This is a genomic window from Brevundimonas sp. (assembly GCF_031412435.1).
GTDB lineage: Bacteria > Pseudomonadota > Alphaproteobacteria > Caulobacterales > Caulobacteraceae > Brevundimonas.
Genome location: NZ_JANODA010000087.1, coordinates 71,918 through 88,776 on the forward strand (window position 1 = coordinate 71,918; position 16,859 = coordinate 88,776).

At 67.9% G+C, this 16,859-nt stretch carries 15 protein-coding genes and 2 pseudogenes; 3 read left to right on the forward strand and 14 right to left on the reverse strand.

Going from position 1 to position 16,859, the window contains the following annotated elements; genetic code table 11:
• Positions 1-14 precede the first annotated feature (14 nt).
• The 11 genes from RMO01_RS17605 to RMO01_RS17655 form a co-directional block, all read right to left on the reverse strand.
• Positions 15-1,133, reverse strand: a complete 1,119-nt coding sequence (locus RMO01_RS17605) for a glycosyltransferase family 4 protein (RefSeq protein WP_309630366.1) — start codon at positions 1,131-1,133, stop codon at positions 15-17.
• Positions 1,130-2,233 (reverse strand): glycosyltransferase, encoded by a 1,104-nt coding sequence (locus RMO01_RS17610; protein ID WP_309630367.1) that lies wholly within the window; start codon positions 2,231-2,233, stop codon positions 1,130-1,132. Before RMO01_RS17610 ends, RMO01_RS17605 begins: the two co-directional genes overlap by 4 nt.
• Complete coding sequence (locus tag RMO01_RS17615) at positions 2,230-3,183, reverse strand: glycosyltransferase (RefSeq protein ID WP_309630368.1); 954 nt, start codon at positions 3,181-3,183, stop codon at positions 2,230-2,232. Before RMO01_RS17615 ends, RMO01_RS17610 begins: the two co-directional genes overlap by 4 nt.
• Positions 3,180-4,028 carry a methyltransferase domain-containing protein gene (locus tag RMO01_RS17620; RefSeq protein ID WP_309630369.1) on the reverse strand — a complete coding sequence of 283 codons (849 nt, stop codon included), beginning with the start codon at positions 4,026-4,028 and terminating at the stop codon, positions 3,180-3,182. Before RMO01_RS17620 ends, RMO01_RS17615 begins: the two co-directional genes overlap by 4 nt.
• Positions 4,025-5,011, reverse strand: a complete 987-nt coding sequence (locus RMO01_RS17625) for a glycosyltransferase family 2 protein (RefSeq protein ID WP_309630370.1) — start codon at positions 5,009-5,011, stop codon at positions 4,025-4,027. The genes RMO01_RS17620 and RMO01_RS17625 overlap by 4 nt, the downstream gene beginning before the upstream one ends.
• Positions 5,012-5,269: 258 nt before the next feature.
• Positions 5,270-6,253 (reverse strand): acyltransferase family protein, encoded by a 984-nt coding sequence (locus tag RMO01_RS17630; RefSeq protein WP_309630371.1) that lies wholly within the window; start codon positions 6,251-6,253, stop codon positions 5,270-5,272.
• Positions 6,250-7,896: a non-ribosomal peptide synthetase gene (locus RMO01_RS17635; RefSeq protein WP_309630372.1), complete on the reverse strand. Its 1,647-nt coding sequence runs from the start codon at positions 7,894-7,896 to the stop codon at positions 6,250-6,252. The genes RMO01_RS17630 and RMO01_RS17635 overlap by 4 nt, the downstream gene beginning before the upstream one ends.
• A gap of 34 nt (positions 7,897-7,930) precedes the next feature.
• Positions 7,931-8,656 carry a TylF/MycF/NovP-related O-methyltransferase gene (locus RMO01_RS17640; protein ID WP_309630373.1) on the reverse strand — a complete coding sequence of 242 codons (726 nt, stop codon included), beginning with the start codon at positions 8,654-8,656 and terminating at the stop codon, positions 7,931-7,933.
• 70 nt (positions 8,657-8,726) lie between these two features.
• Positions 8,727-10,007 (reverse strand): oligosaccharide flippase family protein, encoded by a 1,281-nt coding sequence (locus RMO01_RS17645; protein ID WP_309630374.1) that lies wholly within the window; start codon positions 10,005-10,007, stop codon positions 8,727-8,729.
• Position 10,008: 1 nt separating this feature from the next.
• Complete coding sequence (locus RMO01_RS17650) at positions 10,009-10,665, reverse strand: class I SAM-dependent methyltransferase (RefSeq protein ID WP_309630375.1); 657 nt, start codon at positions 10,663-10,665, stop codon at positions 10,009-10,011.
• 223 nt (positions 10,666-10,888) lie between these two features.
• Positions 10,889-11,182, reverse strand: coding sequence for a hypothetical protein (locus RMO01_RS17655; RefSeq protein WP_309630376.1), 294 nt, complete (start codon positions 11,180-11,182; stop codon positions 10,889-10,891).
• A gap of 200 nt (positions 11,183-11,382) precedes the next feature.
• Here RMO01_RS17655 and RMO01_RS17660 point away from each other — a divergent pair, with 200 nt between their 5' ends.
• Complete coding sequence (locus tag RMO01_RS17660) at positions 11,383-12,231, forward strand: class I SAM-dependent methyltransferase (RefSeq protein WP_309630377.1); 849 nt, start codon at positions 11,383-11,385, stop codon at positions 12,229-12,231.
• A gap of 18 nt (positions 12,232-12,249) precedes the next feature.
• Here RMO01_RS17660 and RMO01_RS17665 read toward each other — a convergent pair whose 3' ends face one another.
• The gene (locus RMO01_RS17665) at positions 12,250-13,068 is read right to left on the reverse strand and encodes a methyltransferase domain-containing protein (RefSeq protein WP_309630378.1); all 819 of its coding nucleotides are present in this window, start codon (positions 13,066-13,068) and stop codon (positions 12,250-12,252) included.
• A gap of 222 nt (positions 13,069-13,290) precedes the next feature.
• On the opposite strand from RMO01_RS17665, the gene RMO01_RS17670 reads away from it, so the two are divergent.
• Complete coding sequence (locus RMO01_RS17670; protein ID WP_309630379.1) at positions 13,291-13,815, forward strand: hypothetical protein; 525 nt, start codon at positions 13,291-13,293, stop codon at positions 13,813-13,815.
• A 431-nt stretch (positions 13,816-14,246) separates the two neighbouring features.
• Here RMO01_RS17670 and RMO01_RS17675 read toward each other — a convergent pair whose 3' ends face one another.
• Together RMO01_RS17675 and RMO01_RS17680 are read right to left on the reverse strand one after the other, a co-directional pair.
• Positions 14,247-15,494 (reverse strand): hypothetical protein, encoded by a 1,248-nt coding sequence (locus tag RMO01_RS17675; protein ID WP_309630380.1) that lies wholly within the window; start codon positions 15,492-15,494, stop codon positions 14,247-14,249.
• Between the two features lie 146 nt (positions 15,495-15,640).
• Positions 15,641-15,853, reverse strand: a pseudogene (locus tag RMO01_RS17680) (hypothetical protein); the annotation flags it as partial.
• An 866-nt stretch (positions 15,854-16,719) separates the two neighbouring features.
• Here RMO01_RS17680 and RMO01_RS17685 point away from each other — a divergent pair.
• Positions 16,720-16,859: pseudogene (locus RMO01_RS17685) on the forward strand (UDP-glucose 6-dehydrogenase); the annotation flags it as partial.

The window sequence follows — 16,859 nt, forward strand, 5'->3', positions numbered from 1 at the left end:
GGCGACCGCCCCCGCTATGCCGCACATGGCCGCGCTTCCGTACCAGAGATCGGGCGCAGCAACGCCTCCCAGCGATCGACCGCGTCGTCGCGGGCGACCAGGGCGGCGGCGCGCAAGTGGCCGGCCTCGCCCATTCGCCGGCGCAGCGCCTCGTCCTGCATCAGCTGCGCCATGCCGTTGGCGAGAGCGACGATGCGATCCGCACCGGGCCTCACCAACAGCCCGGTCTCTCCGTCGATGATCAATTCGTTGGTGCCCGGGCAATCGGCGAAGCCCACGACCGGCAACCGCTGTGCCATGGCCTCCATGGTGACCAGGCCGAAGGACTCGTAGGACGAGGACAACACGAAGGCGTCCGCCTCGGCATAGGCTCCCAGGACGTCCCGCGTAATACCGGGCAGGACGATCCGGTCGCCCAAGCCGGTCTCGGACACCAGCGCCTCAAGCTCGCGTCGCAGGTGCCCCTCGCCCAAGATACGCAGCCGCCAGTCTGGAAAGCGTGGCGCGATCCGCGCGAATGCGCGGATCAATGTCGCCTGGTCCTTCTGCGGATCGAGCCGACCGATGCTGAGCAAAAGCCGTCCCGAGCGACGTGGAGGCACCGGTGCTTCGATCATGATCGGGTTGGGCATGACAACCATGCGCCGTCGAACGTCGGCGGTGTAATCGGCGCGGACCGCTTCGCTGGTCACGGTCACGGAGCGCGAGAGCCGGGCCGCGATCCTGAACAGCGCATAGTCGGCCGGTCGGGCGGCGTAGTGGGCGCGCGCAGCGTGCTCGCTGGCCACTACGGGAATGCCCGACCGGGCGAGTGCCAGTGCCAAGGGAACGAACATAGGATGGCCGAAGCCGACTGCGACGTCCGGGCCCCGGGCGCGGACGGCACCGCGAAGATCGCCGATCCTGGCGACCAACTCCGCGGGCTGCGTCGGGCGGCCGCTGTCGCCGACTCCTCGATTGATCAGTGTCACGGCGGGATCGAATTCATAGAAGGGCCGCGCGCCAGGGGCGTCCCAAGTCATCACGCCGACCTCGTGGCCGCGCCGCGCTAGTGCGCCCGTCAGGTGGGCCAACACCCGCTCCGCCCCACCGGAGGAGTTCTCAAGCCGCTTGATCGCAAACAGGATTTTCATCGTCGCGCCGCCTGCTCGAACAAGGCCTCCCATTGGTCGAAGACCGCCTCTGGGGCATAGGAGGCTATAGCCTTGCGCGCTGCCGCGCCCATGACCACGCGTCGATCGGGGTCGACCATAAGTACGGACAGCGCCTCGGCCAGCGCCGCAGCCCCGGCGTCTCGCGCCAGAAGCCCGGTCCGACCCTCCTCGATCAGACTGTTCACGCCCGCGCACCCCGCCAAGCCTACCGCAGGCAGGCCAAACGCCATGGCTTCGGCCAATGCGTTCGGAAAGCCCTCCCAGCGCGAGGGCAGGCAAAAAAGGTGAGCGGCGCGGTAGTGGCGGCCGACGTCGGTCTGGGCCCCGGCCAGGCGGATGCGCCCCAAGGCACCCGAGGCCGCGAGCGAGGCAACCACGTCGCGGTCCTCGCCGTCGCCCACCAGTTCAAGATCCCAGTCCGGAAAGCGCGCGGCGACGCTGGCGAAGGCGTTGATCAGGAGCGCCTGGTTCTTCTGGTAGCTGAGCCGCGCCACACAAAGAAGCGTCTTGCGCGACCCGTCACGGCCCGCCGGCGCGGCCGCCCCTTCGGCGGGCGGCACAGGGTTGGGAATGCAGACTATCCGGCCACGGACATGCTCGGGGTAGTGGTCGCGATAGCTGTCGAACTGGACCGTGACGAACCGTGCCTGGCGGAAGCTGGCGAATTGGAATTCGCGCCCGTGCCCGTCTTTCAAGTGCTCGAAGCGCTGCGGCGCGTTCCTCTCGGCGGCGATGACCGGCGTGCGTGTGCCAAGCGCTGCCGCAGCGAGCGCCACGAACGCCCCCTGCTGGAAGCCAATGCCGACGTCCGGGCGAAAGCGTCGGACCACGGCCCGCATCGCCCACAGGCGTTCTAGCATCTCGCTTGGCCGGGCTTTCCGCCCGGGATCGCCGACGTCGATCCGGGTCCAGCGGACGGCCGGATCGAGCGGATAAAAGGTCGTCGCGTTCCCGGGATCCAGCGACATCACCTCGACCTGATGACCGCGCGCCACCATGGCGTTCATCAGAGAAATCGACATGCGTTCGACGCCGCCCGCGATCCCGTCGTACTTGCGGCTGTTAAATAGAATCCTCACGTCGCGACCACGCCGGGGCCATAGCGCATAGCGCGCTCGTGGGCGATGCGTGCGGGCCCGGACTGCCGCAGTCGCCGCGCGGTCAGCGCGGGACGCGCGGCAAACAGCAGGGCGGCCCGCCCTAGCGCCTCGACTCGCCGCCGCGCGAACCAGGCGGCGCGGAACCGGAACCAGTCCTGCGTGTAGCGATAGAGGCCGCGCTGGGTAAGCCAAGCGCGGTTCTTTTCGATCAGCCGGAGCTCGGCCGCCAAGTTGCGCGACGGGGTCTTGTCCGTCCCCAGGGTCGCGTGCTGCAGATAGAGACGTTCCGGGCAGCCGGCGAAACGCGCGCCTGCCAGCGCGAGGCGGATGGCCAGGTCGACGTCCTCAGCCCGTCCCAGCGTCTCGTCATAGCCTCCGACCGCCCGCAGGGCGTCGACCGGCGCCATCAGGGCGCAACTCGGGACGCCAGCCCCATAAAACACGTCGGGTGCGCGCTCGTTCAGAAGGGCATAGGCCAGCATTTCCTCGCCCGACGGTGCCCGCCCGCGCGAGCCGATGGCGTCGGCCTGGACCTCATAGCCGTTAGGATAGCGGCGCGCGCCGGACACGAAGCAGAGGACGGCCGACCCGTCCTGCGGCTGGGCCTCGATCCGCGCGACTTGGGTCGCCAGCCGATCCGGAGCGCTTTCGTCGTCGTCGTCGAAGAAGGCGATGTAGCGACCGCTCGCCTCGGCCAGTAGGGTGTTGCGGGCAGCAGCGACGCCGCCATTAGCGGGACGGACGATCAGGCGTCCGCCGGGAACCGTGGCCAGGGCCGCCGCCGCCGCCTGGGTCGATCCGTCGCTCGAGGCGTCGTCGACCACCAGGATCTCGAGGTCCGGCCAGACTTGCGCCGCCGCGCTGGCCACCGCGCGCGTGATGGTGTCGCGCGCGTTGTAGCAGGTGATGCCGACAGTGACGCGGGTCACGCGGGTCGGGCCAGCAGGTGGGATGTCGCGATCCGCAGCTCATCGTCGCTGAGGTCGCGGAAGGCGGGGTCCAAGTCGCGCCTCGCGATGGGCGGCGCGGGCCAGCGTCCGAAGTCCTCCTGCAGAATCTCGAAACCGGCCTCGCGCACCATGGCGTGCATAGCTCCGGCCCGGACGCGGTTCGTATAGAAGCCGGCGTTGGCCATGGTCGGCGATTCCCAAGCAGCCTCGGAAAATCGCAGGCTGTTAAGGCCGTGCGCGAGGTGGTCCTGAAAGTCGATATTGTGCGAAATAAGCCCCTCCGGCTTCAGCACGCGGCGCATCTCGCCGAAGAGGTGCGGCAGCTGTTTCAGCGGAATGTGCTCCAGGACCGAGTGCGACCAGATCAGGTCGACGGAGGCGTCGGGCATGTCGGCGAAGGCGTCCACGCCCGTGGTCAGGTAGCGGGCGGAACAGTGCGCCAGCACATCCTCCAGCGTCGCCGCGTCGGACAGGTCGGGCGGCGGCAGGCCGCGTGCTTCCAGGGCGGCGGCCATGGCGCGGTACAGGTCCACGTCGCGGCTGGCATAGGCCCCGGCGTCGACCAGAAGGGCCTCGGCCGCGCCGTGGGCCCGGGCCGTGACCGCCGAGGCCAGGCTATCGCCTGGCCCGATCTCCAGCACCGTCTTGCCGTCCAGCCGCCCGTCTGGGATGGCGCGCAGGATGTGCAGGTCGAAGATCTTCAGCGCATAGTCCGGCCGGTCCATCCGCCCCAGCCGGAACAGCCCCAGTTTGCGCCAACCCTCGTAGGGGATGCCGAGGCGCGACAGCACCACCTTGGCCGCGATCTTGAGCCGCCAGTTCATGCCGTTTCTCCCGAGAAGGACGCTTGGCGGTGCAGCCGCCGCCAGCCCGCGCGCGACGACGACATGGGCAGGGCATAGGCCAGCCGCCGCCCCGTTTCCAGCGGCGCGGACGCCGCCAGACCCGCCAGCCCCATCGCGAAGCGCGCACGCCGGCCGGCGAGCCATTCGTACTTGAGCCGCGTCCAGCGCCGAGCGAACCGATAGGCGCACGGCGTTTCGAACAGCGCGCGATGCTTGTCCAGAACCGCCAGCGTCGCCTCGCATTCGGCGGCCAGGGACTTCTCGCTCGACATCGTCATGGTTTGGTCGACCAGGGGCTCGGCGATGCCGATGAAATGGCCGCCCGCCTGGGCCACGCGGATCGACAGTTCGGTGTCCTCGCTGCGCCGGAACGCGGGATCGAAGCCGCCGACCGCCGCATAGGCACCCAGCCGGGCGGCCTGGCTGCACGTCGCCAGGGCGCCGAAGCCCCCCCTGATCGGCCGACCCGTCAGCACCCGCTCGGCCACGGCAAGTCCGCTGGGCGCCGGTTCGTCGGGACCAAGGCTTGCGCCCATGGTCGTCTCGATGCGGCGCCTGCCGTCGGGCATCGTCTGGCTTCGCGCCGCATGACAGAAGACGGGGCCGTCCGGCGCGAACCGGGCCTCGTAGGCCTCGATGCGCGAGATCTGGGCGGAGACACGGTGGGGTGCGCTCTCGTCGTCGTCGTCGAAGAAGATCACGAACTCTCCGCGCGCCTCGGCCAGCAGGGTGTTGCGGGCGGCGGCCACTCCCTTGTTCACCGGGTGGCGGATCAGGCGAATCTCGGGATGCTCGGCCGCGACCGCGGCGATCCGGTCGACGGTCGCGTCGCTGGAGGCGTCGTCGACCACCAGGACCTCGATCGGCCGCCAGTCCTGCGACAGGGCGGAGGCGAGCGCGGGGCCGATGGTGTCTTCGGCGTTGAAGGCGGTCATCGCGACGGTCGCCAGTGGCCGGGTCACGGTCGCGCCCCTGCCCGGCACCCGGGGCTGCATTGTCCTAACGAGGCGCGGCGCGATACGCATCGCGCGTTCGCCGGGCGTGTCGGTTCGAACTCGCGCACAGCCACAACCGCCACTCCGCCAGATATCCCCATTCTGTCGCAGGTCCCAGCTGTAACGCGGCGGAACCGCCTCCGCTAGATGCCGGATGCCGGTATCGTCCCGCGCCTCCCCGACTGTGCGCGGACGACGCGCGGCACCGCTCGCCGAACCGGCCCGTCAACCCGGGCGCGCGGCCGGCGACCACAAGCTGTAGCCGCGCCGATAAACCCTCAGCATGGCCGTCCACAGGGCCCACAGCAGGATGGGCCCCACCATGCCCACGACCACGCGCAGCCAGGGGTTCTGCGATTCCGCCTCCAGCCCGACCAGCCGGCCCACCCGCCACACGGCCCAGAAGGCATAGTAGTGGAACAGGAAGATGAACAGCGTCGCCTGGCTGGCCACGATCGTCGCGCGCGCCAGCAGGGTGGGCAAGGCGATCCGGTCGGACCAGATCACCGGCAGGACGATCAGCGGCAGGAGCATCGCCCGCGTCGGGCCGCTTGCGGCGTCCACCGTGAGGTAGAGCGTCGCGATCGAAACGGCCAGCACGGCCGTGAGTATGCCCCCCCCCGCCGGTCCGGGCACGCGCTTCCGCACGGCCCAGATCAGCCACCCGAAGGCGAAATTCCAGGCGATGAGATGCGGCAGCTTGTCGGCGTAGTAGGTCGTGTCCCACGTCAGGTAGGAGGTCAGGGCCACGGCGGCGCCCAGTCCGTAAAGGCCGCTGACCCAGGCCAGGGGCCGCCGCGCGATGCGCTCTCCCATGCCGGTGACGAAGAACAGCAGGGCCAGCACGATTAGCAGCTGGCTGAACGCCTGGGCGAACCAGATCGGGAACAGGGCAACCCGCGACTTGTAGAGCCAGTTGCTGTAGAAGCCGAGCTCGGGCACCGAAATCTGCCCCACCGCGATCTGCCAGACCAGAGCGACCAGGAAACTGGGGACCGCGATCCTCAGCCCGATCCGGGCCATGGCGCGCAGGGCGTCGCCGGTCGTCCGGCCGAAGCCAAACTGGGCCAGGGCCAGACCCGACAGGATCAGAAGGGCGTTCAGCCCGCCATGCAGGCTGACGCCGAACATCGCGTGATTGGCCACCACCAGAATGATCGCGGCGGCGCGCGCGACCACCGTGCTCTCGACGGACCGCAGGCCGCTCACAACGCCCCCTGTCGCCATCGCTCGAGTTCGCCGACCGTCATTTGGGTCCAGCCGTCGGGCAGGGACCCCGCGGCGTCCTCCAGGGCGATCGACAGCTCGACGTAGCTGAGCGAGTCGCCGCCCAGACCGAAGAAGCTGTCGTCCGGACCCACGGGTCGGCGCAGGACGTCGGCGAAGATTTCAGAGATGGCGCGGGCGTCGCCTCCGCCCGCCAGCAGCCGCCACGCCTCGACGACGGTGTCGCCCGCGAACCTCAGTAAGTGGCCGGGCAGGGACAGTCGCGTCTCTGGAGGGGCGAACGCCTGGACGGCGACGTAGTCGACCTTGCCGGAGGCCAGCCGGGGCAGGGCCTCGACCCGCCGCATGGCGACTTGGCCGACCGGGATGCCCAACTCTCCGGCCAGGGCGGCGCCGTCCAAAACCGCCTCGCCTTCATGAGCGACCAGCAGGCCCTCGCCGCGCGCCACCGCCGCGGCGACCAGGCCGCGCCGCGCCAGCATGGCCTCGACGTCGTCAAGGCCGATGCGCTGGCCTAGCGGCTTGATGAAGCGGGAACGGCGGCCGGTGACCACATACAGGCCGTCTGCGCGGCGCATCGCCAGGTCGCCGGTGGCCAGCCGCTCGAGCGGCGTCGCCAGCGCCAGGTCCTCGCGGCCCAGGGCATAGCCCGCCATGACGTTGGGCCCGCGATAGATCAGCTCGCCCTCGACCTCGGGAGCCTCGATGGGCCGGCCCGTCTCGTCCTCCAGCGACAGGACGCCTCCGGGAATGGCGACGCCGATCGCGGCCGGCGCGGTCTCGGCGAACTCGGGCGGCAGGTAGGCCATCCGCGGCGACGCCTCGGTCTGGCCGTACATGACGCAGAACCGCCAGCCCGCGCGGGTGCCCCGCCGGGCATAGGCGCGGACCAGGTCGGGCCGCAGCTTGCCGCCGGCCTGTGTCAAAAGGCGCAGGCTGGGCGTCGCATCCAGGGCCCGGTCCTCGGCCAGGGTCTCGTAGCTGTGCGGGACGCCGGACAGCAGGGTCGCGCCGTGAGCCCGGGCAAAGCTCCAGAAGGCGGGGTCCTGCACCGACCGCTCGGTCAGCAGCAGCGCGCCGCCCGACAGCAGCTGGGCGTTGATCACCGAAAGCCCGTAGGTGTAGCCCGGCCGCAGCGAGGTGATCGCCCGGTCCGCCTCGGTCAGCCCCAGATAGTCGATGATCGAGACCGTGTTCGACAGGATGTTCGACGCCGTGATCTTGACCATCTTGCTCGCGCCCGTGGTGCCCGAGGTGCCGAACAGCAGGACGAGATCGGGATGGATCGGCCGGGCGGCGGCGTCGCTGGCATCCGGCTCCACCACGGCCGTCTCGCCTTCGCAGGCGATCCGCGTCAGGGGCCCGAACAGGGGGCGGATCGCCTCGGCGCGGCCCGCCTCGCCCAGGTGCGCCAGGCCCCCGGCCAGCAGCACGCCCAGATAGGCCGCGATCGTCGCGGGCGCGTTTCCGCCCTCGATCACCACCAGGCCGGGCCTTGGCAGCCGCGCCGCCACCGCCCTGGCCTCGGATTCCAGCCGGCGATAGGTCCAGACGACGCCGTCCTCGGACACCAGGGCCGACCGGTCGGCATGACGCGCCAAGGCCTCGGCGACGGCCGTCCTCATGCCGCGAGCCGACCTGATCGCGCGGGGTCCCTGCTCAAAACTTGACGCCCATCCGCCCCGTGTAGTCGGTGCGGGCGAGCAGCATGTGCACGTTGTGCGCCTCGAAATACTCGTCGACCGCCTGGCGCGACCCGGCCCAGTGGCCGTAGTCGTCGATGATCAGCACGCCCCCCCGCGACAGCCGAGGATAGAGATGTTCCATCTCGTGCCGCGTCGAGGCGTACCAATCGGTGTCCAGGCGAAGGAGGGCGATGCTCTCGGGAGCATGGTGCGGGATCGTGTCCTCGACCATGCCCTTGACCTGATGTATGCGCTCCGCCGGATAGCCGGTGCGCGCCATGTTCTCGCTGACTTCCTCGTACGAAGCGAGGTCCCAGGCACCGTCGGCCGGGAACATGTCGGCCGCGAGGCTGCCGCGTTCCGCATGTACGTCCTGCGGGCCCGCGGGCGGCATCCCCTCGAAGGTGTCGAAAAGATACATGTCGACGTCGTCTCGGCCGGCCCGAGCGAAACTGTACGCGGCGGCCATCGAGCACCCGCCCCGGTAAACGCCGCATTCGACGAACGCGCCCGGGATTCCGGCTTTGGCGACATACTGAGCGGCATGTCGCACGGCGAGGATGCGTTCCTTGGAGGCGAGCGAATAGGGCCTGCAGAGTTCGACGATCTCGGAATCTTCCGCCGTCACCGCGCGAAGATCCGTGGGTTGCACCTGCACCCCCAGAGCGCGAGCGATCCGGTTCCTGATGAACAATCCCACAGATATCACCCTTCCCGGTTCAAGCGTGGCCGTTAGGCCGACAATAGCATCACGCCTTGAGCGATCCCGATCAAGTCTCCACGGTCGGCGAAGCGGGCGCGGCACGATACCGTGTCCGAATCATCACCGATGACGCCAGGCTCAAGACGAGTCGGTGGCCGACGACGCTCGCGACCGCGCCCCAGACGCCGAACAGCCCCACGAGAACCATACTGCCGACGATCCGAAAACCCGATGTCCACAGGGTGATGGTGCGGAACGACTGGCCGTCGACCTGGGACCGGATGAAGCGGAACTGGAACTGGCCGACATTGCCGATCGCGACCGAGCACAGCAGCGCCTGTGCATAGGGGATCGATGGCTGAAAGGCGGGGCCGAAGATGAGCAGCAGGACGGTGGGCGCGAGCGTGAAGGCGAACAGGATGATGGTCACCCCGGCCGCGACGCAGATGACCCAGATCGCCCGCTCGATCCGCCCCTGATAGGTCGCCATGCGCGCGAACCGGGCGGCCAGCACCGCCGCGGCGTCCTGGAACACGCCCCGCACCAGCTCTGACAGCCGGTCGCCCGCCAGGTAGATGGCAAGGGCAGCGGGCCCGATCAGCAGAAAGATGATCAGCCGCTCGATCTGCTCGGCGATCATGCTGACCGCGGTGACCGCCGAGGCCTGGAGTCCATAGCGGAACAGCCCCTCGTTCTCTTCGCCCTCGCCGCCCGCGAGGGTGCTGGTGCGCAGGCACAGAGCCGTCGCGAGCACGTTCATCACGGCCGTCGGCGCGAGATAGAGCAGGACGAATACCCACAGCGCTCGCACGTCCAGCATCACGGCGGCGACCAGGCCGCCATGGGTCAACAGGGCGGTCACGCCCTCCGCCGCTGCCAGCGGAACGAAGCGGGATCGCCCGATCAGCACGCTCTTCCACTGTACCAGCGCCGTGTACGGAGCGAACAGGGCGGCGGTGGCCAGCAGGGGCCCGAACGCCTCCGGCTCTCGCGGACGCAGGGCCAGGGCGACCAGCACCAGCGCGACGGACCCCAGCAGGCTGAAGGAGACGGAAAACCCGGTCGCCCGGCGATAGATCTGTCCGGACCCGCGCGCGATCGACTGCATCAGTGCGTTGTCCAGCCCCGGAAGGGCGAAGAAGGCCAGGGCCACCAGGGCGACGGTGGCGAACTGGTAGTGACCTAGGTCGGCGGGGCTCAGATGGCGTACGACGAAATACAGGCTGACCAGGCCCGCGACCCGCTGGACCACGCGCTGCGCGGTCAGGATGCCCATGTTCCCGGCGACCTGGACGAAGGGCCCCCGGTTCGCGGCCCACCAGGCGGCGATGGTCCGCGCGCGCGTCATGTCAGGCCGCGGTCGGCCGGCGCGCCACGAGGATGTAGGTGACCGTCCAGATCGCCCGCGCGGCCTCCACGTCCTTCTTCATCAGCCGCAGGGCCGCGCCCTCAAGCGCGTGCAGGGCGCGGAACCAGTGGCGCGCCAGCCACCCCAGCGGCCGGCCTAGCCGGAGCGCCCGCATGAACGGCAGCCCCTCGATGTAGATGGGCGTCAACGCCCCCATCAGATACCAGAACCCGGCCAGGGCCCGACGCTCGACCAGCTCCAGCCCGTGCCGCGACAGCATCCCGTCCAGCGCGAACTCGCTCAGCCGCGCGAAGTCATGGGGCACGGCGTGCATGGGATAGAGGTAGGGGTAGCTGAGGAACAAGAGGCCGCCGGGCTTCAGCACCCGCGCCGCCTCGGCGATCGACTTCTCCGGGTCCGGAAGATGCTCGATCACCTGGCTGGACAGGATGGCGTCGGCCGTGCCGTCCTCGATCGGTAGGTCGTCGGCGCTGCCGACGAGGTCGATGTGACGGGAGTCGTAGAAGCCGTAGTCGATGTCCACGCCGATGTGGCGCGCGACCCGGCCCCTCAGGAAGTCCGCGAACGGCTTCTCGCCGCACCCGACGTCGTAGAGCGCCATCTCGGGCCTCAGATACGGCAGCATCACAGCCTGCATGTGCTGCTGCGAATCCGTCCTCTGATTCAGTGTCACATGCATGCGCTCAACGCCCCCGTCTCACCGATCCGCCGGAGCCCCGCGCGACGCGAAGCTCCGACCGCAGAATGTCTCATCCGGGCCGACGTCGCCGACGTGACCCGGTCCTCGTCTGAACATGCCGAGAAACCCCCGGAACCGTCTGGGCCATGAAGGCAGGGGTTGGCAAGGGTCCCCGACCCCCTCACCAACTCGACGGGGCGGCAATCCTCTGGCGCTCGCGCGTCGGCGGGGCTGCGGGGTTGGCAAGGGGGTCGGCCATGATGGAGACGTCCCTCTGCAAGACCGGAACCGGGCGGGCGGGCGCGGCTTCGACCGCGCCGGCCAGGGCGTGCGCCCGGGCCTCGCGCACGGGGACTAGGCCCGACAGGGTGGCCCAGTCGGCCCCGGGCGCGTCGAAGGCCAGCGCAGCCGCGGAACAGGCCAGCGAGCCCAGCCCGGCCAGGCCGATCGAGAGATGACTGGCGTCGCTCCGCATGGGCTGTTTTCGATCCTGATTCGGACAGCGCGATGACTATACTGGACGGCGGGCGGCGGCAATCCGCGCAACCGCGATACGCCACGATGGACGACGTCATGAACGCCGGCTAACCTTGCCAAGGGCTATTGCAGACGCCGGTGCCCTTCCGTCTTCCTCTGCGACGCTATTCCCCACGAACCCACCTCAATCAGGACGCGATGACCGTGATCAAATATGTGCGGGCGATGAAGCGGCTCGCGATGGGCCATACGCCGATCTACATCGAGTATCCCCTCCGCTTGGAGACCCGCTGGGAACAAGCACCGGGCAATCCCTATCTCGCCCGCATCCTGGAGGCGTCGCGCTCGACCGTCGCGGCCAACATGCGGTCCCTGGCGGGGCTGGAACCCGTGGTTCAGGCGATCGACGAGGGTGCCTATCCCTCACTGTCGGCCATCGACTGGCACAATCACATGATCCCGGTCGTGGACGCTCTGACCCTGATGTGGGCGGCCCGGGGCGCGCGGACCTACATGGAGGTCGGCAGCGGCAACTCCACCCTCTATGTGAAGGCGGCCCTGCTGCACGCCGGATCGGACGCCCGCATCGTCTCGATCGACCCGGAACCCCGGGCCGACGTCGACGCCATCTGCGACGAGGTGGTGCGCGAAAGGGTCGAGGACGTCGATCCGGCGGTGTTCGACCGGCTGGAGCCTGGCGATGTGCTGTTCATCGACAACTCCCACCGCTCGCTGATGAACTCGGACGTCACCGTCTGCATGACCGAGATCCTGCCTCGGCTGCGCCCCGGCGTGCTGGTGGGCGTCCACGACATCTTCCTGCCCTACGACTATCCTCGGTCCTGGAGCGAGCGGGGCTACAACGAGCAGTATCTGTTGGCCGCCTCTCTGCTGGCCAATCCCGGCTATTTCGACATCCAGTTCGCCAACCACTGGGCCTTCAAGGAGGGGCTCCATCTCGGCGCATTGGACCCGATCTGGAGCCGGTTGGGCGACCGCGCCCGCGACCGGCCGCCCTCGGCCTTCTGGGGGGTCAAGAAGGGTTAGCGCGACCCGATCCGGGCGTCAGGGCTTGCGGGCGATGATCGTGCTGGTGCGAACCAGCCGGTCGTCGTCCGGCCACGCATCGAGCGTGACCTCGGTGTCCAACCCGTCGCCGATCACGAACCGGCTCGACGCCAGGATCTCGAACCCCGCCGCGCGAAAGGCGGACAAGTGCCGCGCCGGCCGCCAGCGGTTCAGCAGATAGGGGCGACGGCCGTAGATCAGCGTCCACAGGACGTCTGGGATCTCGTAGTGGCCGTTCCAACTGCGGGTCAGGGCGTGCGAGGAATGGTCGATCTTGTGGCTCATGATGCCCCCCGCCTTGAGCCAGGAGAAACAGGCGGCGTAGGTGGCGGCCGGGTCGGAGACATGCTCCAGCACGCTGTGGCTGAAGATCAGGTCCAGGCTGTCGAGCGCGCAGATCGTCCGGTCGCTCCAAGGCGCTACATATTTCAACGGGGCCGCCGGGCCGGCGTCGCGCGCGGCGGCCACCGCGTCCCGCAGCCGATCGAAGGACGCCCCGTCGCCCTCCGTCAGTGAGCGGAGCATCCCCACGTTGGCCTCGATCTTGGCGTAGTGACCGGCGTCGATCGCCACGGCCTGATCAACCCCGTCCAGCAGGGCCGCGATGCAGACGCCTAGGGTCGCGCCGGGCCCGATCTCGCCGACCCGGGCCAGCCGGTTCGGACTGGCCTGCAGGGCGTTGTCGCGGTGGAATCGCCAGATGTTTCGGCAATAGGCGGGGTCGGCGGTGTTGCCCATCGGTCGCCGGTCGTCCCACCACTCGAACAGGCCGGGGATGTAGGACATCGCCCCGGTGGCGAAGGAGCGCGGATGCACGTCCGCAACGCTCGACAACAATCCCACGCGCCCCCCCCCCTCGGTATCGCAGACGAACCTACACGCCCGCCTTGCACGGGTCGATATGCGTCGGTGCGTCCGCACCCTGACCGGGAGGATTCGGGTGGGGACAAAGGCGATTTGCACTAAGGCGGTGGACGCCCGTCCGCCTCGCCCCGCCGAGCGGAGCGCAATCGCTTGCCTGAAGACATGGGGACCAGGGTGTCGCTGCTTACGAGTTCAACGATCCCGGCGCGCCAGAAGCGCGTCCGGATCACCGCGCGGAGCCTGTTTCCGCTTTTCGCGGTCGTCTTCGCTCTCACGCCCCTGAACTACGACGACGACAGGGACGACCTGAAGGCGCCGAAGATCCTCATCGTGGGGGCGATCGCGCTGTTCGCCGCGCTCTCCGTCGGCGGACGCATACGGTCGTGGACCGTGCCGGCGATGGTGCTGGTCTATTCGCTGGTCCCGGTCATCCAGCAACTGGCGATCGAACGGGGCAGCCTCGGCTCGGACTGCAGTACGCCATCGTCTTCGCGGCGGCTGTCGCTCCCGCTGGCCTTGGCCGCCCTGCCGCTGACCCGCCGTCAGCTGGAATGGGCGGGCGGTCTGGCCATCTACGCCCTGTCCGTCATTACCGTCGTCAACTTCGTTGGCGCACGCCTGCTGGGCTTCGGCGAGACGTTCGAGGGCTTCCAGGGCGGCGCTAGTTCGACTTCCTGGGGGACTCGATCACGCCCGTGATCGTGTTTCCGATCCTGTACTTCCTGCCGCATAAGAACTTCCTCTGGGCGGGGGCGATGGTCGTCTGTCTGGTGCTGACGGAGGGCAAGGCCGGGGCGCTCATGCTGATCGCGACGCTGGTGCTGCTGCCGTTCATCCAGATCCGCAACCCGATCCGCTATGCCCTGATCGCCCTGACCGCGGTGGCCCTGTACTTCCTCTGTCCGCTCGCCCTGCAGCTCTTCGACAGCAATGCGACCCAGTATTCGTGGAACACCCGCCAGATTTCGTACGACATCGGATTGAGGCTGTTCAGTGAGCACCCCATCCTCGGTGCTCATGGACGCCGAGGCCACCAATGCCTTGGGCATCGTCGATCACGTCCACGACAAGCGCGAAAGGGCCGAGAGCGACGGTATCAGGACGGTGCGGGGCGCGGACCCGACGGCGGTCTACAGGGTGACGACGGCTCTCTCAGTCAGCACCCGCGTCGCAATCGATCCGCGCCAGCCGATGGTGACGGAGGTCGGACCGTTCAGGGGCGTGATGTCGAACGACCTCGCGTTCAGATCGTAGGACAGATTGGCCGAATGCTGCTGCCCGGCGGTGGCGCCGTCCCCGAGCATGACCAGCGGGGTGTCGGCCGCCATCGGGTCACCGATCCAGATGTAGCCGCCGATGTAGAGATCGGTTCCCCTCGCCGGAGCACGCCCGGCCGTATGGTGTCCGGACAGCGCGGACTGTAGCCAGTCGTCCTCGATACCGGCGAAGTTGACGACGCTGGCGGCCGGAATGCCGTGGATGACCCGGATGGCATCGGCGGGCGAGGTGCGCTTGAAGGCGAAGGGCGTCTGATTTCGCTGGGTCAGTTCGTCGACCATCTGCTGCTGGGACGCGGGGCTGACATGCTCGTCCTGGGTATCCCAGGCGACGATAAGGTGGCCCGACCGCCGGTTCCGGGGCACACCGATCAGGGCGTTCCTGGACGCATAGCCGCCTGGGGTCTGGGCCGCGACCTGGACCGTCCCTCCGAACGCCCGGTGCGCGCGGTACTCCGGTATGCAGAAATAGGCGACGATCAGGTCGAACGCCCAGGGCGCCTTCATCGCCAGGGCGAAGGCTTCCGAGCCCGAATACCCCGCATACGTCCGGTTGCCGAACTCGAGCTTGTTCCCGAACCGCTTTCTGAGGGTCCACAGGGCGTCGATAACGTCTCTGGTCATGCGGCCCTGGCTGTCGCGGCCCATGGCGTCATAGCCCATGCCGGGGGCCCAGGACGAGGCGAACCGCATTTCCAGCGTGACGACGAAGAAGCCCCGATCGGCGTAACGCCGCAGCGCTTCGGTCGGGAACTGCGCGGCGATCTGATTCGTCCCGTGGCCCAGGAACAGGATGGGCAAAGGCCCTCGATAGGCCATGTGATCGCTTCGATAGGTGACGATCATGCGGATGTTCGGAAAGCTGACGGGGTCGATCGACGACTGGAAGAAGATCGTCTCGGTCACGACGTTGGCCGGGACGCTCGGCTGGGGGGAGACCGGCGTCGGCTCTAAGATCGGCGACGTCCGTTCCGCTCTGTTGACGGTGACGTCGCCGAACGCTTCAGACCCGATCTGACCGCATCCGAAGAGCGCGCCGGTGCTGGTCGCGCAGGCCACCTTGAGCGTCGATCGCACGAAACGGCGGCGACTGTAGTCCATCAGTTCCCCTATCCCACATGAACGCCCGTGGAACGAGACGATCCTTGCCGTCGTTCGGCGCTTGGATCGGACTGAGCGACGTCAGCCGAGCACTTTATCCGTCACACGCACAAAATCATGACACCTTAACGCAACCTTCGCCATAATCATCTTGCGGCCCACGTCCAGCGGCCGCGAGGGCATTGGCGTCTCAGCCTCTGGCCACAGACGAAGGCCGTCTCGCCGGCCTCCAGGAGGGCGGCCAGAACGTCCTCGGCGTCCCCCGGCACACCGATCGGGATCAAACCGATGCCGCGGTTGAAGGTACGCCGCATCTCGTGGTCACTGATCCCGCCGGTCTCGGCCAGCCATTGGAATACCGTGAACGTTTCTGGTCCGGGTCTTTTTTTTGATCAATGCGCCGTTCGCGGCGCAAGCGCGTCCGGACTCGGCGTCTCTCCCGAGCCTGTCGACCAAGCGCCAAGCCCAGATCGATCGGACGCAACTCAGACAAGTCCAGACCTTCGACTAGCGAACTGCTTTGGCTTCGCCGGTGTGGCGAGACGTTAGGCCCCGTAAGTCGGCGGGCATCTCGGGTAGCTGCACGGGAGGCGCTGTCCACCGAGGGGCGAGAACCTGTATCTTGGAGGATATCTGTTTATCGGCCATCCGATCGACGACCAGACCACCTTCATCATGCTCGGAACCGGGGCTGATGCCGGTCAACAAAATGCAGGGAATTTGTCTTATGATCTGCTTTTAGGTCAGTTTGAAATCACGCCACTGCATGGGCCTACGTTGGCCACCGTGAAATGGGCCGGGTTGACCCAGACCGTTAACCTGGCTGGTCGAACGCGTATTGTTTTTTGATTTGGCAGGCGCCGAGATCAGCGCTCAAGAAAGGCGTACATAGTCGGGCTCGAGCTTATCGCAGAAGTGCACTCCTAATTTGGGTAATCTTGTCAAAGTTTGATAGTTTGTTTTGGTGCAGTAGGATCGGTGATGCATGCGATGCAAGATCGATGATTTGATTTCAGACGATCGCTTGCGCGGAACATCGACGGCTTGATCTCAGATCAGGCAGCTGCAGGGTATTAAACCTTGGTTACATTCCGGGTCCGGTAGCCTGAGGCAGCGGGCCTTCATTGACCGCTTTTGGTCAGCCATGGGGTTTATGTCGTGAAGGTTGCATCGCTGCGCTGCAGCAAGCTATTCGCTGGTCAGTTTATCCGGTCGGGATCGTAGGATGCGCGTGACGATGATTGGCACCGGCTATGTCGGTCTGGTGTCCGGCGCCTGTTTCGCCGACTTCGGCCACACGGTCGTCTGCGTCGACAAGGATCCCTCCAAGATCGAGCGGCTGAACCGGGGCGAAATCCCGATCTT